Here is an 18,202-nt window from a genome sequence, read left to right as displayed (position 1 = left end):
GGCTCGACAGCATGACCCAGACACCCATCACGGCCGGGCCGCTCGACGAGCAGCTCACGGCGCGACTGCAGAACCAGAGGATCATCGTGCTCGGCCAGGAGGTGGACGACGCGATCGCCAACCGGATCTGCGCGCAGCTGCTCCTGCTCAGCGCCGAGGACCCGCACCGCGACATCTCTCTCTACATCAACTCACCCGGCGGCTCGGTGACGGCCGGGATGGCGATCTACGACGTGATGCACCTGATCCCCAACGACGTCTCCACGCTGGGGATGGGGATGGCGGCGAGCATGGGGCAGTTCCTGCTCACCGCGGGCACGCCGGGCAAGCGCTACGTCCTGCCGCACACCGAGGTGCTTCTGCACAAGGGGTCCGCGGGGATCGGCGGCTCGGCGGCCGACATCGAGGTGCAGGCCGCGCGGCTGGCACGGATGACCGAGCAGATGCTCCGGATCACCGCCGCCCACACCGGTCAGAGCGTCGAGCAGATCGACCAGGACTCGCTGCGCGACCGGTGGTTCACCGCCGAGGAGGCGCGCGAGTACGGGTTCGTGGACGAGGTGCTCAACGACGTGCAGTCAGTGACGCCGGTGCAGCAGCGCAGCGCCGCGTTCGGTCTCACCTCGGCGGGGGGTGCCCGATGAGCTCGTACACGATCCCCTCGGTGATCGAGAAGACCCCACGTGGCGAGCGGGCGCTCGATGTCTACAGTCGCCTGCTCTCGGACCGGATCGTCTATCTCGGTACGCCGATCGACGACGGCGTCGCCAACGTGGTCATCGCGCAGCTGATCCACCTGGAGTCGGACGCGCCCGACACGCAGATCGAGCTCTATCTCAACTCTCCAGGCGGCGACCCGACCGCGATGCTGGGCATCTACGACACGATGCAGTTCCTGCGTTCTCCGGTGGCGACCACCTGCGTGGGCCAGGCGGCGGGCTCCGCGGCCGTGCTGCTGGCCGCGGGGGAGCCGGGGCGGCGTACGGTCCTCCCGCACGCGCGGGTCGTGCTGCAGCAGCCGGGCCAGGACGGTCAGCGGGGCGATGTCACCGACCTGCAGGTCGCGGCGAAGGAGATCGGCCGGGTGCGAGCCGAGATGGACGCGCTGCTGGCGCGCCACACCGGCCACAGCACCGACCAGATCCACGCCGACACCGAGCGCGACCTCGTCCTCGGGGCCGAGGAGGCGGTGGCGTACGGACTGGCGGACGCGGTGCTGGAGAGCCGCAAGCTCGCTGCGGTGTGACCTGGGTTGACCCGGCCGGCCGGGTCAGGCGGCGAGAGCCATGGGGCCGGAAGGGCGGGCGCCCGCGCGCAGCGTGCGGGTGACCCGCTCGGTGAGGTCGACGAGGCCGAGGCCCAGCGCGCCCCCGACCGCCTCGAGCACCTCGGAGCTCGGCTCCTTGCGGCCGCGCTCGATCTCGGAGAGATACTGCGTCGAGACACCGGCGTCGCCGGCGACGTCGGCAAGCGTACGCTCCTGGCGGGACCGCTCCTCGCGGATCACCTGTCCGGCGGCCTCACGCCACAGCGGCGCCGGCTTGTCGTAGTCCGGCAACGGATGGCCGGGAAACCTGATCACTTCGCCCATGCCAACACACTAGCGCTGCACACGAGGGCGGAACGGGGCGTTCGCGCCGGGCGAACAGAGGTCCTACCAGGGGTTATATCGGTCGAACGATAGATGACGAGGACTTGCCAAGGAGGTTCGACACTCCGATAGTGGTCGCACAGTTTCGATCTTTGTAGGTCTACTGTGCACGACCAGAGAACTTGTCGAGTCGTTGGTATCACGGGGGAATCGTGTTGCATCGCAAGCAGATCGCCTTGGCTGGAATGGCAACGGGGTTGGCCATGACGAGCATCGGGATTGGTGGCCTGATCGTCGGCAACGCCGGAGCGGAAGAGCCAGGACACAGTTACGCCACGGACGAGTCCGGGGTCAGCCTGATCTCGCCGGTCTCGCCGGTCGGGCCGCTGGAGAAGTCGTCCTCGACGCCGTCGCAGGCTGGTCCACCCAGCCAGATGGGCCCGGGGAGCGAGGTTCCTGAGGTTGCTGAATCGGTCCCGGCGAGCCCGCGGTCGGTCGAGGAGTCGGCCGATGGGTCGATGTCCCCGGTCCCGGCGCGACCCACTCAGGTGCCGTCGGACTCGAGGCCGACGGGCAGGCCGACCGAGTCGCCGAGCGACCCCAGCGAGTCGCCGAGCGAAAGCCCGAGTGAGCCCAGCGAGTCGCCGAGCGAGCCCAGCGAGTCGCCGAGCGAGCCGACCGAGTCGCCGAGCGAGCCCAGCGAGTCGCCGAGCGAGAGCCCGACCGACTGACCCGGGCTCCCGGGCGCGGTGCCGCGATGCCCCGGGGTGGATAACGCTCGAGGCATCGCTGCCCTACGCTGTGCGCCACACCAGGCGCGGGGCGGGCACAGGGAGTCGAGTTGCAGAGCAAGCAGGTCGCCGTGGCGGGCATCCTGACCGGCGCGGTCGTGACCGGTCTCGGGGTGGTCGTCCTACTCGCCGGCCTGGCGGAGGCCGAGCGACCCGATCGTGACCCGGTCCCGGGTTTCGAGGACGTCGGGAACGCCTATCCCGATGTGGATCCGTTGCCGCCGCCCGGCTCGAAGCCGTCGGAGGAGCCCTCCGCCGGCTATTCGGCGCGTCCGCATGGCGCGGGGGCCGATCGTGACGGCCTGACGTACGGACCGGGGGAGGCCGACCCCTCCACGGCCGGCGCCCCGGACCGGCCGACGGCGTCGCGTGAGCCGGACGAGCCCGCCGAGACCGGTGGCTCGACGCCCACCTCCAGGCCCACGCTCACGACGGAACCGGAGCCGACCGCCGAGCCGACCGAGTCGGCCGATCCGACCACGGATCCGACGCCGACGGAGACCGTGACCCCGACTACGGAGCCGTAGTCACCATCCTCGCTCGCGCCATTCGGCGAGGTGCGGACGCTCGGCGCCGAGCGTGGAGTCGTCGCCGTGGCCCGGGTAGAACCAGGTCTCGTCGGGGAGGGTGCCGAAGATGCGCTCCTCGACATCGTCGAGCAGCTGGGTGAAACGTACGGGATCCTGCTGCGTGTTTCCCACGCCGCCCGGGAAGAGGCTGTCGCCGGTCCACAGATGAGGCGTGCCCTCGGGGTCGCGGTAGACGAGAGCGACCGACCCTGGAGTGTGCCCGCGCAGCGCGATGACCTCGAGCGTGCAGTCGCCGACGGCGACCGTGTCTCCGTGGGAGAGCGTGCGAGCGATCGGTACGCCGGTGGCCTCCGTGATCGCGGCGGCATCAGGCTCTCCGGCGAGCGTGGCGGCGCCGGTCGCGGCGGTCACATCGGCCAGGGCTCGGTGGTGGTCCCAGTGCTGGTGGGTGGTGACGACGGTGGCCAGCTCGCCGCCGATGAGGGGGAGCAGTGTCTCCGGCTCGGCCGCGGCGTCGATGAGAAGCTGCTCGCCGGTCGTTCGGCAGCGCAGCAGGTAGCAGTTGTTGGACATCTGCGCGTCGACGGCGACCTTCGTGATTGTCAGCCTGCCGAGCTCGCGTACGTCGGCCAGGCCGCCCGGTTTCACCGCGCCTGTATAAGTGGTAGGGGCATCGCTCATACGTCTATGCAAGCACGTCGGACACGACCAGAAGTAAAATGTCGGTGCTCCGTGAGAGGGTGCCGTCTGGGAGTCTTCCCGGCGTCGTATGATGCGAACATCTGTTCGACGCAGTAGCGTGATGCGATAAGCACTGGACGAGGAAAGAACGTGGCGGAGCAGCAGCTGATCATCCGGGGAGCCCGGGAGCACAACCTGAAGGATGTCTCCCTCGACCTGCCTCGGGACTCGATGATCGTGTTCACCGGCCTGTCCGGAAGCGGGAAGTCGAGCCTCGCGTTCGACACCATCTTCGCGGAGGGCCAGCGTCGCTACGTCGAGTCGCTGTCGGCCTACGCTCGGCAGTTCCTCGGTCAGATGGACAAGCCCGACGTCGACTTCATCGAGGGGCTCTCCCCGGCGGTGTCGATCGACCAGAAGTCGACCTCGAAGAACCCGCGCTCGACGGTCGGCACCATCACCGAGGTCTACGACTACCTGCGTCTGCTCTACGCGCGCGCGGGCCGTCCGCACTGCCCGACCTGTGGTGCGCCGATCGAGCGGCAGACGCCGCAGCAGATCGTCGACCACGTGCTCACGCTGGAGGAGGGGCGCCGCTTCCAGGTGCTGAGCCCGGTGATCCGGGCCCGCAAGGGGGAGTACGTCGAGCTCTTCAGCCAGCTGCAGCAGCAGGGCTACTCCCGGGTGCGGGTCGACGGCGAGACCCACCAGCTCGACGCTCCGCCCAAGCTGGAGAAGCAGAAGAAGCACACCATCGAGGTGGTCATCGACCGGCTCGCGGTCAAGGAGTCCTCCAAGCGGCGGCTGACCGACTCGGTCGAGACCGCGCTGGAGCTGGCCGGCGGTCTGGTCGTCTTCGACTTCGTCGACACTGGCGAGCAGATGAAGTTCTCCGAGCGGATGTCGTGTCCCAACGACCATCTGCTCGACACCGACGAGCTCGAGCCGCGCTCGTTCTCGTTCAACTCGCCCTTCGGCGCCTGCCCGGCCTGCACCGGCCTCGGCACCCGGATGGAGGTCGACCCCGAGCTGGTCGTCCCCAACCCGGCAGCCACCCTCGCCGAAGGCGCGCTGCAGCCCTGGTCCCAGGCCCACGTCGCCGAATACTTCCTGCGCCTCCTGGAGGCTCTCGGCGGTGAGCTCGGCTTCGACCTGGACACCCCCTGGGACGACATCCCGGCCGCCGGGCAGAAGGCGATCCTCGACGGTCACGGACGCAAGGTGCACGTCGTCTCGGTCAACCGCTACGGCCGCCGCCGCTCCTACGACGCCGAGTTCGAGGGCGTACGCCGCTGGGTGGAGCGCCGCCACAAGGAGGCCGAGTCCGACACCACCCGGGAGCGCTTCGAGGGCTACATGCGCCAGGTGCCGTGCCCGACCTGCAAGGGCACCCGGCTCAAGCCCGTCTCGACCTCGGTGACACTGGGCGAGCGGAGCGAGGGCGGTCTCAACATCGCCGAGCTCTGCGCGCTGCCGATCAACGAGGCCGCGGACTGGCTCGACCAGGTCGAGCTCAGCGGCCGCGAGCGGCAGATCGCCGAGCAGGTCCTCAAGGAGATCCAGGCGCGGCTGCGCTTCCTCCTCGACGTCGGCCTCGACTACCTCTCCCTGGAGCGGCCCTCGGGTTCGCTCTCCGGCGGTGAGGCCCAGCGGATCCGGCTGGCGACCCAGATCGGGTCCGGTCTGGTCGGCGTCCTCTACGTGCTGGACGAGCCCTCCATCGGCCTCCACCAGCGCGACAACCACCGGCTGATCGAAACCCTCGAGCGGCTCAAGCGGCTCGGCAACACCCTGATCGTCGTCGAGCACGACGAGGACACCATCAAGGTCGCCGACTGGGTCGTCGACATCGGCCCCGGCGCCGGTGAGCACGGCGGCCAGGTGATCCACTCCGGCACGGTCGAGGAGCTGCTCGCCAACGAGCAGTCGGTGACCGGTCAGTATCTGGCGGGCCGTCGCGAGATCGCCGTCCCGGCCGTACGCCGCCCCCGCACCGCCGGACGCGAGCTGACCGTCCACGGCGCCAAGGAGAACAACCTCAAGGACATCGACGTCACCTTCCCGCTGGGGCTCTTCCTCGCGGTCACCGGCGTCTCCGGCTCGGGCAAGTCGACGCTCGTCAACGACATCCTCTACACCGCCCTGGCCAAGGAGTTCTACCGCGCCCGCACCGTTCCGGGCCGGCACACCAAGATCTCCGGCCTGGACAACGTCGACAAGGTGATCCACGTCGACCAGTCCCCGATCGGGCGTACGCCGCGGTCAAACCCGGCCACCTACACCGGCGTCTTCGACCACATCCGCAAGCTCTTCGCCTCCACTCCGGAGGCCAAGATGCGGGGCTACCTGCAGGGCCGGTTCTCGTTCAACGTCAAGGGTGGCCGCTGCGAGGCCTGCTCGGGTGACGGCACGATCAAGATCGAGATGAACTTCCTCCCCGATGTGTACGTCCCGTGCGAGGTCTGCCACGGCGCGCGCTACAACCGCGAGACGCTCGAGGTGCACTACAAGGGCAAGTCGATCGCCGAGGTGCTCGACATGCCGATCGAGGAGGCGGTGGAGTTCTTCGCCGCCGTGCCTGCGATCGCGCGCCACATGAAGACCCTGGTCGAGGTCGGCCTGGGCTACGTGCGCCTGGGGCAGCCCGCGACCACCCTGTCGGGTGGTGAGGCACAGCGGGTCAAGCTCTCCGCCGAGCTGCAGAAGCGCTCGACCGGCAAGACGCTCTACGTCCTCGACGAGCCCACCACCGGCCTCCACTTCGAGGACATCCGCAAGCTCATCGGCGTGCTCTCCTCGCTGGTCGACAAGGGCAACACGGTGCTGGTGATCGAGCACAACCTCGACGTGATCAAGACCGCCGACTGGATCATCGACATGGGTCCGGAAGGCGGCAACCGTGGCGGCACGGTGATCGCCGAGGGCACTCCCGAGACCGTCGCCGCGACCCCTAGCAGCCACACCGGCGGCTTCCTCGCCCCGCTGCTCGACGGCAAGGCCGCCGAGCAGCCGCCGGACAAGCCGGTGAAGGCGAAGGCGGAGCCGGCCAAGACGGCAGCCAAGAAGACGGCGGCCAAGAAGAAGCCGGCGACGCGGAAGAGGGTCAGCGCGTCCTGACCCGAGTTCGAGATTTGCCCGAGGGTTTGCGCTCAGCGGGGGACGTCCGTTGCCGACGCGCCTATTCTGGGCGGCATGAGTGAATCTCGAATCACCCGGCGGAAGGTCGTCACCGGCACCGCGATGACGGCGGTCGGCGTCCCTCTCCTGGCAGCATGCGGCAGTGGCGACACCGGCTCCTCGGGTGACAGCGGGTCGGGTGGCAGCGGCCCGCTGGTCGCGACCAGCGAGGTCCCGGTCGGCGGGGGAGTGATCGTCGCCGACCGCAACCTGGTGGCCACCCAGCCGACCGAGGGCACGTTCAAGGTCTTCTCCTCGATCTGTACCCATCGGAGCTGCCCGGTCACGAAGGTCGCCGGCGGCACCATCGACTGCCCATGCCACGGCAGCCGGTTCTCGATCGAGGACGGCTCGGTGACGCAGGGCCCGGCGACGAGTGCCCTGGAGGAGGTCGCCTTCGAGGTCACCGACGGCGAGATCGTCCCCAGCTGAGCCACCCCCGTCGAGGCGTCGCCCCCGCAGGCCGAGGCGTCACGCGCACAGATCGAGGCGTCAGCTCTGCAGGCCGACACGTCACACGCTGCCCACTCGACCTGCAGAAGTGACGTTTCGGCGGGATTGGCTCAGGCGCGTGCGAGGGCCTGTGCCCGCCACAGCTCGTCGCGCGGGGAGCGGCGGCGGTCGAGACGGGCATCGAGCAGCACCCGGGCCTCGTCCCAGCGGTCGGCGCGGAGCAGGGCGGCGATGCGGGCCTCCTCGATGATCTCCCGCTGCGCGTCGGAGCCGCCGAGGCGGCGGATCGACGGCGCTAGCGCGGCGAGCCGGTCGGCGGCAGCCGCGTTCTCGTCGCGGGCCATCATCCCCAGCGCCTCGGCGAGAGGGGAGACGACCGTGGCCATGGTCGGATGTACGTGTCCGGCGGCCCACGACCTCAGCTCGTCGAGCGCACCGGCGTCACCGGTGGCGAGGTGCGTGACCGCGGTGTGCATGGCCAGGAACGGGGTGGCGGGCCGGATCATGGTCTCGCGGCCGGTGACGCGTACGACCTCGGCGATGTCGGGCACGTCGTGAGCCCCCGGCGTGAGCGCCCACCGGAAGAGCAGCGAGCCGGAGTCGACCAGCGCCCGGCAGCCCAGCGCGTGGCCGGGCTGGAGCTGGGTCTCGTAGCGGCGGCGTACGGCTTCCAGGTCGCCCAGCGAGAGCTCGTGCAGCGCGGCGTGCCAGGAGAAGTGGGACAGTGAGTCGATCTGGGCGCCGTCGCCGAGCACCCACGAGGACATCCAGGTGAGACCGGCCTCGTGGTCGCCGGTCTCGTAGTGGGCGTGTGCGCGGGCGTGAGCGGAGTGGCCGGCGCCGGGCTCCACCGCCAGCGAGGCACAGGAGAGCGACATCGCGTCGTCGAAGCGGCGCTGCTCCTGGCGTACGAAAGCGAGCAGGCCGGCGAACCACCAGTCGTCACCGTAGGCGGGCCTGGCGCGTTCGACGATCGCCCACGCCTCCTCAGGCACCTCGGTGGCCCCGGCGAAGGCGATGGTCGGCACCGCGGTCGAGAGCAACAGCGCGTCTCGTGGGAAGGCCGCCAGGTGGTCGATCAGTGGCCGCGGGTTGCCGCCGATGTGAGCCTCGACCGCGTGGACGTGGCTGCGCTCGCGCTCGGTCCCCCGACGGGCGTGCAGCCGAGCCTGCTTCAGGCGAGCGCCGACGTCGACCGGCGCGCACATCTCGTGGCCGAGCAGTGCCAGCGCGGCGTGCCCGAGCGCGAACGTCGGGTCGAGGACGATCGAGGCCGCGAAGGAGGCGAGGGCGCCGTCCCGTAGACGAAGCACGTCGAGCAGCCCCTGGGAGTAGGCCAGGGCAGCTTCGTCGCTGGTGGTCAGCGCGTATTCGTAGCGGTCACGACAAGGCACGTAACCATACTAGGCCACTAGACTTTAAAACCCAGGCCCGCGCGGCAGATTTCCCCAGACTCAGGGAACCGGGAGCTCTCCGGAGCCCCGGGGAATCAGTCTGGCGCCGATGGTGACCGTCTGGGGCGGACCTGCGGTGTCGCCGGCGATTCGCTGGAAGAGGAGCCGCGCGGCGGCCGCGCCCATGGCTCCGGGATCCTGGGCGACGACGGTGAGTCCCGGCTGGAGGAGATCGCCGAGCTCGACGTCGTCGAACCCGACCAGGGCCAGTCGCGTCGAGCGCCGGGCGAGCTCGCGGAGCACGCTGACGGTGGTGCGGCTGTTGCCGCACAGCAGTGCCGTCGCCGGTGACGGTCCGCCGAGCAGCCGGTCCAGTGCGTCGGCGGTCGACGCGGGTGACGGGGGTGCCTGCGTGACGAGATCGTCGGCGAAGGGGACTCCGGCGGACTCGAGCGCGTCGCGATAGCCGCGCAGGCGCTCGCCGGCGGTGTAGATCTCCGGCGCGTCGCCGATGAAGCCGATGCGGCGATGTCCGTGGGAGAGCAGATGCTCCACGCCGCGCCGACTGCCGCCGCGGTTGTCGGTGAGGATCATGTCGGCCTCGATGTCCCCGGGAGGTCGGTCGACGAACACGACCGGGATGCCGGCCCGCATCTCGGGGAGGAGGTAGGAGTGGCTGGTGCCGGCCGGTACGACGATCAGCCCGTCGACGCGCCGCTCGCAGAACGCGAGAGCGAGCTCGCGCTCCCGGTCGGCGTCCTCGGCCGAGGATCCGGCGAAGACCATCGTCCCGTGATCGCGCGCGATCTCCTCGACCGCGCGGGACAGGATCGAGTAGAACGGGTCTGCGACGTCCTCGAGCAGCAGCCCGACGGTGCCCGACCGTCCCTGCCGGAGCTCGCGAGCGCTGGCGTTGCGCCGGAACCCGAGCGCGGCGATCGCCTCGAGCACGGCCGCGCGTAGGTCGTCGTTGACGTTCGACTCGCCGTTGACCACCCGCGAGACGGTCTTCAGGCTCACTCCGGCCGATGCCGCGACGTCCTTCATGGTCGGGCGGCGCTGCTGACGGGTCTGCTCGGACGAGGGTGATGCCACGTGCTCAGCGTAGACGTCGATCCGAGCGCGACAACGATGTCTCGATTCTTCCCGTGTGTCGGCACAAATCACCCGTCCTCCTCAGCGGGCCCGCGTAAATCCTTCGCAAACGTCGTTGACAACGTTGTCATCTCACGGTTCCATCTGGGGTGGCCCCCATGTGAAGGAGATCACACCGATGCATCGTTGGGACGTACCACGCAGAACGAGAGGCCGGGCCCGCCTGGCCGCGATGATCGCCGCGACGGCGGCGCTGATGGTCGCGATGAGCGGCACCGCACCTGCGCTCGCGACGCCGGAGGCACCTGAGCCCTCGGCCCCGAAGAGCGACACCGCCGACCCTCAGCAGGCCGCTGAGGGCGGTGACTGGGCGACCTCCTTCGAGGAGGGCGACCCGCAACCCAGCTGGGCCGACCTCGTCGACACCGATGACGACGGCAACCCCCGCAGCGCGGGCGTCACCGGACCTGACCCCTTCGGCATCCCCGGCGACATCTCCGAGCACATCACCGGCGCCACCGCCAGCGGAGAGAACACCGGCTCGGGCGAGGGGGCCGCGGAGCTCGTGGACGGGGACATCAACACCAAGTGGCTCACATTCGCGACCACCGGCTGGGTGCAGATCGAGCTCGACCAGCCCGTCAACGTTGTCAGGTACGCCCTCACCTCGGCCAACGACGCCGCCGAGCGTGACCCGAGGAACTGGGTGATCCAGGGCTCCACCGACGGCCAGACCTGGACGACCGTCGACACCCGCACCGGCCAGTCCTGGGACGAGCGCTTCCAGACCCGAGAGTTCGAGATCGCCTCACCGCAGGCGTACTCCCACTACCGCATCGACATCTCCGCCAACCAGAGCGGCGGCATCATCCAGCTCGCCGAGTGGCAGCTCTCCGACGGCTCCGAGCCCCCGCCGCCGCTGAAGAACATGACGAGCCACCCCGACGACGGCCCCGCCACCGCGTACGCCGCGAAGTCGAAGGTCGGCTTCACCGGAGTGCACGCCTTCGAGTACGCCGGCAAGATCACCGCAGACAAGGGCCACTCCTACAACCGCGTCTTCGACGTCGACATCCCGGTCGGCGCCGAGACCGAGCTGTCCTACCTGGTCTTCCCGGAGTTCATCGAGGGCGACCTGAGCTACCCGAGCACCTACACGGCCGTCGACCTGGCCTTCACCGACGGCACCCTGCTCTCGGAGCTTGGCGCGCTCGACGCGCAGGGCTACGTACTGTCGCCGGAGGGCCAGGGTGAGTCGAAGTCGCTCTACACCAACCAGTGGAACAAGAAGACCTCCGTCATCGGCGAGGTCGCCGCGGGCAGGACGATCGACCGGATCCTGGTCGCCGTCGACGCCCCGAGCGGCCCGACGAAGTTCCGTGGCTGGTACGACGACATCGAGATCACAGCCTCCCCGGACGAACCCCAGATCACCAGCCGCGTCGACTACGCCGTCACCACCCGTGGCACCCAGTCCAGCGGCAGCTTCTCGCGGGGCAACAACATCCCCGCGACCGCGGTCCCGCACGGCTTCAACTTCTGGGCGCCGATGACCAACGCCGGCTCGCTGTCGTGGTTCTACCGCTACCACCAGGACAACGACGCGCAGAACCGGACCAGCCTGCAGGCGCTGACGCTGAGCCACGAGACCAGCCCGTGGATGGGCGACCGGCAGACCTTCCAGGTGATGCCGTCGGCCGCCGAGGGCATCCCCGACCCGGGCCGCAACGCGCGTGAGCTCACCTTCGAGCACGAGAACGAGACCGCGCGGCCCCACTACTACAAGGTCGGCTTCGACAACGGGCAGAGCGCCGAGATCGCACCGACCGACCATGCGGCCGTGTTCCGGTTCACCTATCCCGGCGACTCCGCACGGCTGGTGTTCGACAACGTCAACAACGACGGCGGGCTGACCCTCGACCCGGCGGCCGGGACGCTGACCGGCTTCACCGACACCCGCAGCGGCCTGTCCAACGGCGCCACCCGGATGTACGTCTATGCGACCTTCGACCAGCCCGTCACCGGCGGTGGAAAGTACGCCACCGGCGAGCGCCCGAACGTACAGGGCCATCTGGAGTTCGACGCCGGCGCGGACAGGACCGTGACGATGCGCATCGCCACCAGCCTGATCGGCATCGACCAGGCCAAGCGCAACCTCGAGCTCGAGGTCGGCGACGACTCCTTCGACACGGTCAAGGAGAAGGCGAAGGCACTGTGGCAGGACAAGCTCGACGTGCTCGACATCCAGGGTGCGACCAAGGACCAGAAGACGACCGTCTACTCCAACCTCGCCCGGCTCTTCCTCTACCCGAACTCCGGCCACGAGAACACCGGCACCGAGGACGAGCCGGTCTGGAAGCACGCCGTGCAGTCCACCTCCGGTGACACCATCCCGCCGGGCACCACGCCCACCCACACCGGGGCCGACATCGTGGACGGCAAGGTCTATGTGAACAACGGCTTCTGGGACACCTACCGCACCACCTGGGCGGCCTACTCGCTCCTGGAGCCGAGCCAGGCGGCCGAGATGGTCAACGGCTTCGTTCAGCAGTACAAGGACAACGGCTGGATCTCACGCTGGTCCTCGCCGGGCTACGCCAACCTGATGACCGGCACCAGCTCGGACGTCTCCTTCGCCGACGCGTACGTCAAGGGCGTGAAGGGGATCGACGCCGAGGCCGCCTATGCGGCCGCGGTGAAGAACGCCACCGTCCGGCCTCCGGGCTCCGCGACCAACTCCAACGTCGGCCGCAAGGGCATGCAGACCTCGGTGTTCCTCGGCTACACGCCCGCGGCTGTGAGCGAGGGCGTCTCCTGGGGGCTCGAGGGCTACATCAACGACTACGGCATCGGGAACATGGCCGCGAAGCTCGCCAAGCGCGACGGGATCTCCCGCGCCGAGAGGAAACGGCTGAAGGAGGAGTCGGAGTACTTCCTCGGCCGGGCCCGCAACTACGTCAACACCTTCGACACCAAGGTGGGCTTCTTCCAGGGCCGCAACGCCGACGGCACCTTCAAGAAGTCACCGGCCGACTACAACCCGCTCGTGTGGGGCAGCGACCACGACTACACCGAGACCAACGGGTGGAACTTCGCGTTCCACACCCCGCAGGACGGCCAAGGCCTGGCCAACCTCTACGGCGGTCGCGGCGGGCTCGCGAAGAAGCTGGACACGTTCTTCGCGACCCCGGAGACGGGGGAGTACCCGGGCTCCTACGGCGGCATCATCCACGAGATCCGTGAGGCCCGTGACGTACGCATGGGGCAGTGGGGTTTCTCCAACCAGGTCAGCCACCACATCCCGTGGATGTACAGCTACACCGGCCAGCCCTGGAAGACGCAGGAGGTCGTCCGCGAGACCCTGCGCCGGATGTACACCGGCTCCGAGATTGGGCAGGGCTACGCCGGTGACGAGGACAACGGCGAGACCTCGGCGTGGTACCTCTTCGCCTCCCTGGGCCTCTACCCGCTGCAGATGGGCAGCGAGAACCTCGTGCTCGGCTCGCCGCAGTTCACCAAGGCCACCCTCCACCTCGAGGGCGGCAAGGACCTGGTGATCAAGGCACCGAAGAACAGCAACAAGAACATCTACGTCCAGGGCGTCAAGATCGACGGCAAGCGGTGGGACAAGACGTACGTCTCCCACAAGGAGCTCGCCGACGGCGGCACCATCGAGTTCGACATGGGCTCGAAGCCGTCGCGCTGGGGCACCTCGCCCAGCGCCGTCCCGCCGTCGCTGACCACCGGCTCGGAGCCGGCCACGCCGATCGCCGACAGGTCTGGCCCGGGCAAGGGCACGGTCTCCGCCAGCGGCAACGACGGCGAGACGCTCGTCGACAACGACTCCGGGACGCAGACGACCGTGGCCGGTGACGGCTGGGTGGAGTACCGGTTCTCCGGAACCAAGGTGCCGGTCTCCTTCTACACCCTCACCAACGGCGCCGACGGTGACTCGCCGAACGGCTGGGTCGTCAAGGGGTCCAACGACGGCACCGACTGGAAGGTCCTCGACCGGCGCTCGGGTGAGGAGTTCGCCTGGCAGCAGGCCACCAGGCCGTTCAAGCTCGAGTCGGAGTCGAGGTTCAACCGGATCCGGATCGAGTTCACCGATCCGGCCGCGGAGCAGATCACGCTCTCGGAGGTGGAGCTCCTCGGCTAGCCGATCCGGGCACCCCCCTGCGTACCGCCAGCCTGTCGGTCCTCGCCGATAGGCTGGCGGACGTGCCCGATCCGCAGAGCTATCGCCCCAAAGCTGGAGACATCCCCACCCAGCCCGGGGTCTACCGGTTCCGCGACCCCAAGGGGCGGGTGATCTACGTCGGCAAGGCGATCAACCTGCGTCAACGGCTCGCGAACTACTTCCAGCCGATCCCCAGCCTCCACCCGCGCACGGCCACGATGGTGACCACCGCGGCCAGCGTCGAGTGGACGACGGTCAACAACGACATCGAGGCGCTCCAGCTCGAATACACCTGGATCAAGGAGTTCGACCCGCGGTTCAACGTCAAGTACCGCGACGACAAGTCCTACCCCTGGCTCGCGGTCACCGTCGGCGAGGAGTTCCCGCGGGTCATGGTCGGTCGCGGGGCCAAGCGCAAGGGCACCAGATACTTCGGCCCCTACGGCCACGCCTGGGCGATCCGCGAGACCGTCGACATCCTGCTGCGGGTCTTCCCGATGCGCTCGTGCAGCAACGGCGTCTTCAAGCGCTCGCAGCAGATCGGCCGCCCGTGCCTGCTCGGCTACATCGACAAGTGCACCGCCCCGTGCGTCGGCAACATCTCCGCCGAGGAGCACCGGGAGATCGTCGACGACTTCTGCGACTTCATGGCCGGTCACACCACGAACTTCACCAAGCGGATCGAGAAGGAGATGTACGCCGCGTCCGAGGCCCTCGACTTCGAGAAGGCCGCGCGGCTGCGCGACGACCTCGCCGCGATGCACCGTGCCCTCGAGAAGCAGGCGGTGGTGCTCGGCGACGGTGCCGACGCCGACGTGATCGCCCTCGCCGAGGACCCGCTCGAGGTCGGCGTGCAGATCTTCTACGTACGCGGCGGCCGCATCAAGGGCCAGCGCGGCTGGGTCGCGGACCGGATGGACGACGCCGACACCGCCGGCCTGGTCGAGCACTTCCTGCTCCAGCTCTACGCCGGCGAGGACGCTGAGGCGATCCCGCGCGAGATCCTCGTCCCGGCGCTGCCGCCCGATCACGAGACCTTCGAGGAGCTGCTCTCGGACGTACGGAAGGCGAAGGTCAGGATCCGGATCCCGCTGCGCGGCGACAAGAAGACGCTCCAGGAGACCGTCGCCAACAACGCCAAGCAGGCGCTCGCGCTCCACAAGACCAAGCGCGCCAGCGATCTGACCATCCGCAACCGGGCGCTCGAGGAGATCCAGGAGGCGCTCGAGCTCGACGAGGTGCCGCTCCGGATCGAGTGCTACGACATCTCCCACCTGCAGGGCACCGAGATCGTGGCGAGCATGGTGGTCTTCGAGGACGGCCTCGCCCGCAAGTCCGAGTACCGCCGGTTCATCATCAAGGGCCAGGACGGCTCCGACGACGTCAAGGCGATGCACGAGGTGATCACCCGGCGGTTCAAGCGGCTTCTCGACGAGCAGTCGACGTCGATCGTCTCGACTGAAGTCGAGGGGGCCAGCGGGCCGATGCTGGTCGACCCGGAGACCGGCAGGCCCCGCAAGTTCGCCTACGCCCCGGGCCTGGTCGTCGTCGACGGCGGCGCGCCCCAGGTGGCGGCCGCGCAGCGCGCCCTGACCGAGCTCGGCATCAATGACATCCCGGTTGTCGGCTTGGCCAAGCGGCTGGAGGAGGTCTGGGTCCCGGACGAGGAGGACCCGGTGATCCTGCCGCGCAGCTCCGAGGGGCTCTACCTGCTCCAGCGCGTCCGCGACGAGGCCCACCGGTTCGCGATCACCCACCACCGCGGCCGCCGGTCGAAGTCCATGGTGGAGAGCCTGCTCGACGACGTACCCGGCCTCGGCGAGGTGCGCCGCAAGACGCTGATGAAGCACTTCGGCTCGCTCAAGAAGCTCAAGGCGGCGACCGTCGAGGAGATCGCTCAGGTGCCCGGCATCGGCCCCGGCACCGCGACAGCGATCAAGACCGCTGTGGAGCAGACCGCGAAGAATGGCAAGGTTAGCGCCATCAACGTCACCACCGGCGAGATCATCGAGGAGTAGGTCATGCACAAGGGGGAGGTCGTCGTCATCACCGGCATGACCGGTGCCGGGCGGAGCACCGCCGCCAAGGAGCTGGAGGATCTCGGCTACTACGTCGTCGACAACCTGCCGCCGAGCCTGCTTCCGCAGGTGGTCGAGCGGGTCGACGCGGCCCGTGGCCCGGAGCAGCCGGTGGCGGTCGTGACCGACGTACGTTCCGGGTCCTTCTTCGCCGAACTCGAGGAGATCGTGGCGAAGGGAGCCACCGGGCGGCGTACGACCCTGGTCTTCCTCGACGCCGCCGACGATACGCTGGTCCGCCGTCAGGAGGCCGCGCGGCGGCCCCACCCGATGCAGCGGGGCAACGAGCGACTGCTGGACGCGCTCGAGCGGGAGCGGGTGGTGCTGGCCACCCTGCGTGGCGCCGCCGACCTGGTCATCGACACGACCCAGCTCAACGTGCACCAGCTCACCGCGAGGATCGCGGAGGCGTTCGGCACCCCGGAGCGCACCACCCTGAAGGTGTCGGTGGTGAGCTTCGGGTTCAAGTACGGGATCCCGGTCGACGCCGACTTCATGGCCGACATGCGTTTCCTGCCCAACCCGCACTGGGTGCCCGAGCTGAAGGACGGCAACGGACGTGACAACCCCGACGTCGCCGCCTACGTCTACTCGCGCCCTGGTGCGGAGGAGTTCCTGAGCGGGTATGTTCCGGTGCTCATCGGAGTGACCAAGGGCTACCTCCACGAAGGAAAGAGGTTCATGCGCGTGGCGATCGGGTGCACGGGCGGCAAGCACCGCAGCGTGGCGATGGCGGAGGAGATCTCCAGGCGGCTGCGAGATGCCGGCCTGGATGCGAAGGCGATCCACCGAGACCTCGGGCGGGAGTGAGAGTGGCCGGGGCCGACCGGCCCGGGGCAGATGCCCAGGCCGTCGTCGCCCTGGGGGGAGGGCACGGACTGCATGCGTCGCTGAGCGCGCTGCGGTTGCTGGTCGACGACCTGACCGTCGACCAGCTCACCGCGATCGTGACGGTCGCCGACAACGGCGGCTCCAGCGGTCGGCTCCGACGGGAGTTCGGCGTGCTCCCGCCCGGCGACCTGCGGATGGCGCTCGCCGCGCTGTGCGGCGCGGACCGCTGGGACGACACCTGGGCGCAGGTGCTGCAGCACCGCTTCGCCGGCGAGGGCGAGATGCGCGGCCACAACCTCGGCAACCTGCTGATCGTGGGCCTGTGGGAGCAGCTCGGCGACCACGTCGAGGCCCTCGACTGGGTCGGCCGTCTGCTGGGCGCCAAGGGCAGGGTCCTACCGATGGCGCTGGTGCCGATGGACATCGTCGCCGACGTACGCGGTCTGGTTCCCGGGTCTCCTTCGGCGCTCACCTCGGTACGGGGTCAGGTCGAGGTCGCGAGCACCGACGGGATCATCGAGTCGATCCGGTTGATCCCCGACAACCCGCCTGCCGCGCCTGACGCGGTCACGGCGATCCATGAGGCGGAGTGGGTGTTCCTGGGGCCCGGGTCCTGGTTCACCTCCGTCCTGCCGCACCTGATGGTCCGCGCCCTGCGCGAGGCCCTGGTCGCGACCTCCGCGAAGATCGTCGTCGTGCTCAACCTCGGCGAGCAGCCGGGGGAGACGACCGGCTTCGGCCCCGCCGAGCACCTCTCCGTCCTCCTCGAGCACGCCCCCGACCTCCGTATCCACACCGTCCTCGTCGACTCCTCCCTCGACGGCCTCGACGAGCTGTCGCGGGTGGCGGAGAAGTGCGGTGCGCAGGTCGAGGTCGCCGATGTCGCCGTCGGCGACGGGACCCCTCGCCACGACCCGGAGCGGCTCGCTGCTGCGTACGCGAGGGTGATCGGGGCGGGTTAGGCGGCGGTTTCGGGTGCGTCGGCGGGCCTCGTCTGACGATGCCGAAGGCGTACGACCTCACGGATGAAGAGGCCTGCGGCGACGAGTCCGAGGACGACGAAGACGGCGCCATCGACCCGATAACCCCAATCTGGGGTCCCGAGACGTTGTTCGAACAGCGGGGCGCCGCGGACGAACCTCATCATGCCGTTCGTGCCTTGCAGAAGGCCGAGGATGAGGAGTGCGATGGCGTTCCACCAGGTCGGGTCGGGGCCGGAGTCCCGGACCAGACGGAAGAACAGCCAGACGATGGCACCGAGGAGGCCCAGCTCGATCCCGAAAACGAGAAGCAGGAACGGCCACGACTCGTTCCTGTACTCCGCTGATGTCAACGTCCCGAAGGGACTGGGGCTACAGCAGAAGAAGAGAACGAAGGCTGGCCCGGTGATGGACGGGGACG

Annotated in this window: 16 protein-coding genes; 9 read left to right on the top strand and 7 right to left on the bottom strand. The window is 69.2% G+C overall.

Annotated features, from left to right (window positions below; translation table 11 throughout):
• Positions 1 to 11 precede the first annotated feature (11 nt).
• Together ABZU72_RS21380 and ABZU72_RS21375 are read left to right on the top strand one after the other, a co-directional pair.
• Positions 12 to 644, top strand: a complete 633-nt coding sequence (locus tag ABZU72_RS21380; RefSeq protein WP_355020820.1) for an ATP-dependent Clp protease proteolytic subunit — start codon at positions 12 to 14, stop codon at positions 642 to 644.
• On the top strand, positions 641 to 1,246 hold the full coding sequence (locus ABZU72_RS21375; protein WP_355020819.1) for an ATP-dependent Clp protease proteolytic subunit: 606 nt from the start codon (positions 641 to 643) through the stop codon (positions 1,244 to 1,246). The genes ABZU72_RS21380 and ABZU72_RS21375 overlap by 4 nt, the downstream gene beginning before the upstream one ends.
• Before the next feature lie 24 nt (positions 1,247 to 1,270).
• On the opposite strand, the gene ABZU72_RS21370 is transcribed toward ABZU72_RS21375, so the two are convergent.
• The 3 genes from ABZU72_RS21370 to ABZU72_RS21360 all read right to left on the bottom strand — a co-directional run bounded on the left by ABZU72_RS21370 (position 1,271) and on the right by ABZU72_RS21360 (position 2,378).
• The gene (locus ABZU72_RS21370; RefSeq protein ID WP_355020818.1) at positions 1,271 to 1,591 is read right to left on the bottom strand and encodes a helix-turn-helix transcriptional regulator; all 321 of its coding nucleotides are present in this window, start codon (positions 1,589 to 1,591) and stop codon (positions 1,271 to 1,273) included.
• Positions 1,592 to 1,919: 328 nt separating this feature from the next.
• Complete coding sequence (locus tag ABZU72_RS21365; protein ID WP_355020817.1) at positions 1,920 to 2,135, bottom strand: hypothetical protein; 216 nt, start codon at positions 2,133 to 2,135, stop codon at positions 1,920 to 1,922.
• Positions 2,136 to 2,378, bottom strand: a complete 243-nt coding sequence (locus ABZU72_RS21360) for a hypothetical protein (protein ID WP_355020816.1) — start codon at positions 2,376 to 2,378, stop codon at positions 2,136 to 2,138.
• 54 nt (positions 2,379 to 2,432) lie between these two features.
• Here ABZU72_RS21360 and ABZU72_RS21355 point away from each other — a divergent pair, with 54 nt between their 5' ends.
• Positions 2,433 to 2,909, top strand: a complete 477-nt coding sequence (locus tag ABZU72_RS21355) for a hypothetical protein (protein WP_355020815.1) — start codon at positions 2,433 to 2,435, stop codon at positions 2,907 to 2,909.
• On the opposite strand, the gene ABZU72_RS21350 is transcribed toward ABZU72_RS21355, so the two are convergent.
• A complete protein-coding gene (locus ABZU72_RS21350; RefSeq protein ID WP_355020814.1) occupies positions 2,910 to 3,593 on the bottom strand; it encodes an MBL fold metallo-hydrolase in 684 nt (227 codons plus the stop codon).
• A gap of 150 nt (positions 3,594 to 3,743) precedes the next feature.
• Here ABZU72_RS21350 and uvrA point away from each other — a divergent pair, with 150 nt between their 5' ends.
• A complete protein-coding gene (uvrA, locus tag ABZU72_RS21345; protein ID WP_355020813.1) occupies positions 3,744 to 6,710 on the top strand; it encodes an excinuclease ABC subunit UvrA in 2,967 nt (988 codons plus the stop codon).
• 75 nt (positions 6,711 to 6,785) lie between these two features.
• Positions 6,786 to 7,202, top strand: a complete 417-nt coding sequence (locus ABZU72_RS21340) for a Rieske (2Fe-2S) protein (RefSeq protein WP_355020812.1) — start codon at positions 6,786 to 6,788, stop codon at positions 7,200 to 7,202.
• A gap of 131 nt (positions 7,203 to 7,333) precedes the next feature.
• Here the strand turns inward: ABZU72_RS21340 and ABZU72_RS21335 are convergent, their stop codons facing one another.
• A complete protein-coding gene (locus ABZU72_RS21335) occupies positions 7,334 to 8,617 on the bottom strand; it encodes a pyridine nucleotide-disulfide oxidoreductase (RefSeq protein WP_355020811.1) in 1,284 nt (427 codons plus the stop codon).
• A 60-nt stretch (positions 8,618 to 8,677) separates the two neighbouring features.
• A complete protein-coding gene (locus tag ABZU72_RS21330) occupies positions 8,678 to 9,712 on the bottom strand; it encodes a LacI family DNA-binding transcriptional regulator (protein WP_355020810.1) in 1,035 nt (344 codons plus the stop codon).
• A 232-nt stretch (positions 9,713 to 9,944) separates the two neighbouring features.
• Between ABZU72_RS21330 and ABZU72_RS21325 the strand changes: the two genes are divergently transcribed.
• The 4 genes from ABZU72_RS21325 (at position 9,945) to yvcK (ending at position 17,763) form a co-directional block, all read left to right on the top strand.
• Positions 9,945 to 13,871 carry a GH92 family glycosyl hydrolase gene (locus tag ABZU72_RS21325; protein ID WP_355020809.1) on the top strand — a complete coding sequence of 1,309 codons (3,927 nt, stop codon included), beginning with the start codon at positions 9,945 to 9,947 and terminating at the stop codon, positions 13,869 to 13,871.
• A 62-nt stretch (positions 13,872 to 13,933) separates the two neighbouring features.
• Complete coding sequence (gene uvrC, locus ABZU72_RS21320; RefSeq protein WP_355020808.1) at positions 13,934 to 15,910, top strand: excinuclease ABC subunit UvrC; 1,977 nt, start codon at positions 13,934 to 13,936, stop codon at positions 15,908 to 15,910.
• Positions 15,911 to 15,913: 3 nt separating this feature from the next.
• Positions 15,914 to 16,780 carry an RNase adapter RapZ gene (gene rapZ, locus ABZU72_RS21315; protein WP_355020807.1) on the top strand — a complete coding sequence of 289 codons (867 nt, stop codon included), beginning with the start codon at positions 15,914 to 15,916 and terminating at the stop codon, positions 16,778 to 16,780.
• Positions 16,781 to 16,782: 2 nt separating this feature from the next.
• Complete coding sequence (yvcK, locus tag ABZU72_RS21310) at positions 16,783 to 17,763, top strand: uridine diphosphate-N-acetylglucosamine-binding protein YvcK (protein ID WP_355020806.1); 981 nt, start codon at positions 16,783 to 16,785, stop codon at positions 17,761 to 17,763.
• Here yvcK and ABZU72_RS21305 read toward each other — a convergent pair.
• The gene (locus tag ABZU72_RS21305; RefSeq protein WP_355020805.1) at positions 17,760 to 18,134 is read right to left on the bottom strand and encodes a hypothetical protein; all 375 of its coding nucleotides are present in this window, start codon (positions 18,132 to 18,134) and stop codon (positions 17,760 to 17,762) included. The two genes, yvcK and ABZU72_RS21305, sit on opposite strands and share 4 nt — an antisense overlap.
• Positions 18,135 to 18,202: the final 68 nt, after the last annotated feature.

This window comes from Nocardioides sp. NPDC004968 (assembly GCF_040608935.1).
Taxonomy (GTDB): domain Bacteria; phylum Actinomycetota; class Actinomycetes; order Propionibacteriales; family Nocardioidaceae; genus Nocardioides.
The sequence above is the reverse complement of the archived record's forward strand: the minus strand, read 5'-3'. Positions and strand labels throughout refer to the sequence as shown.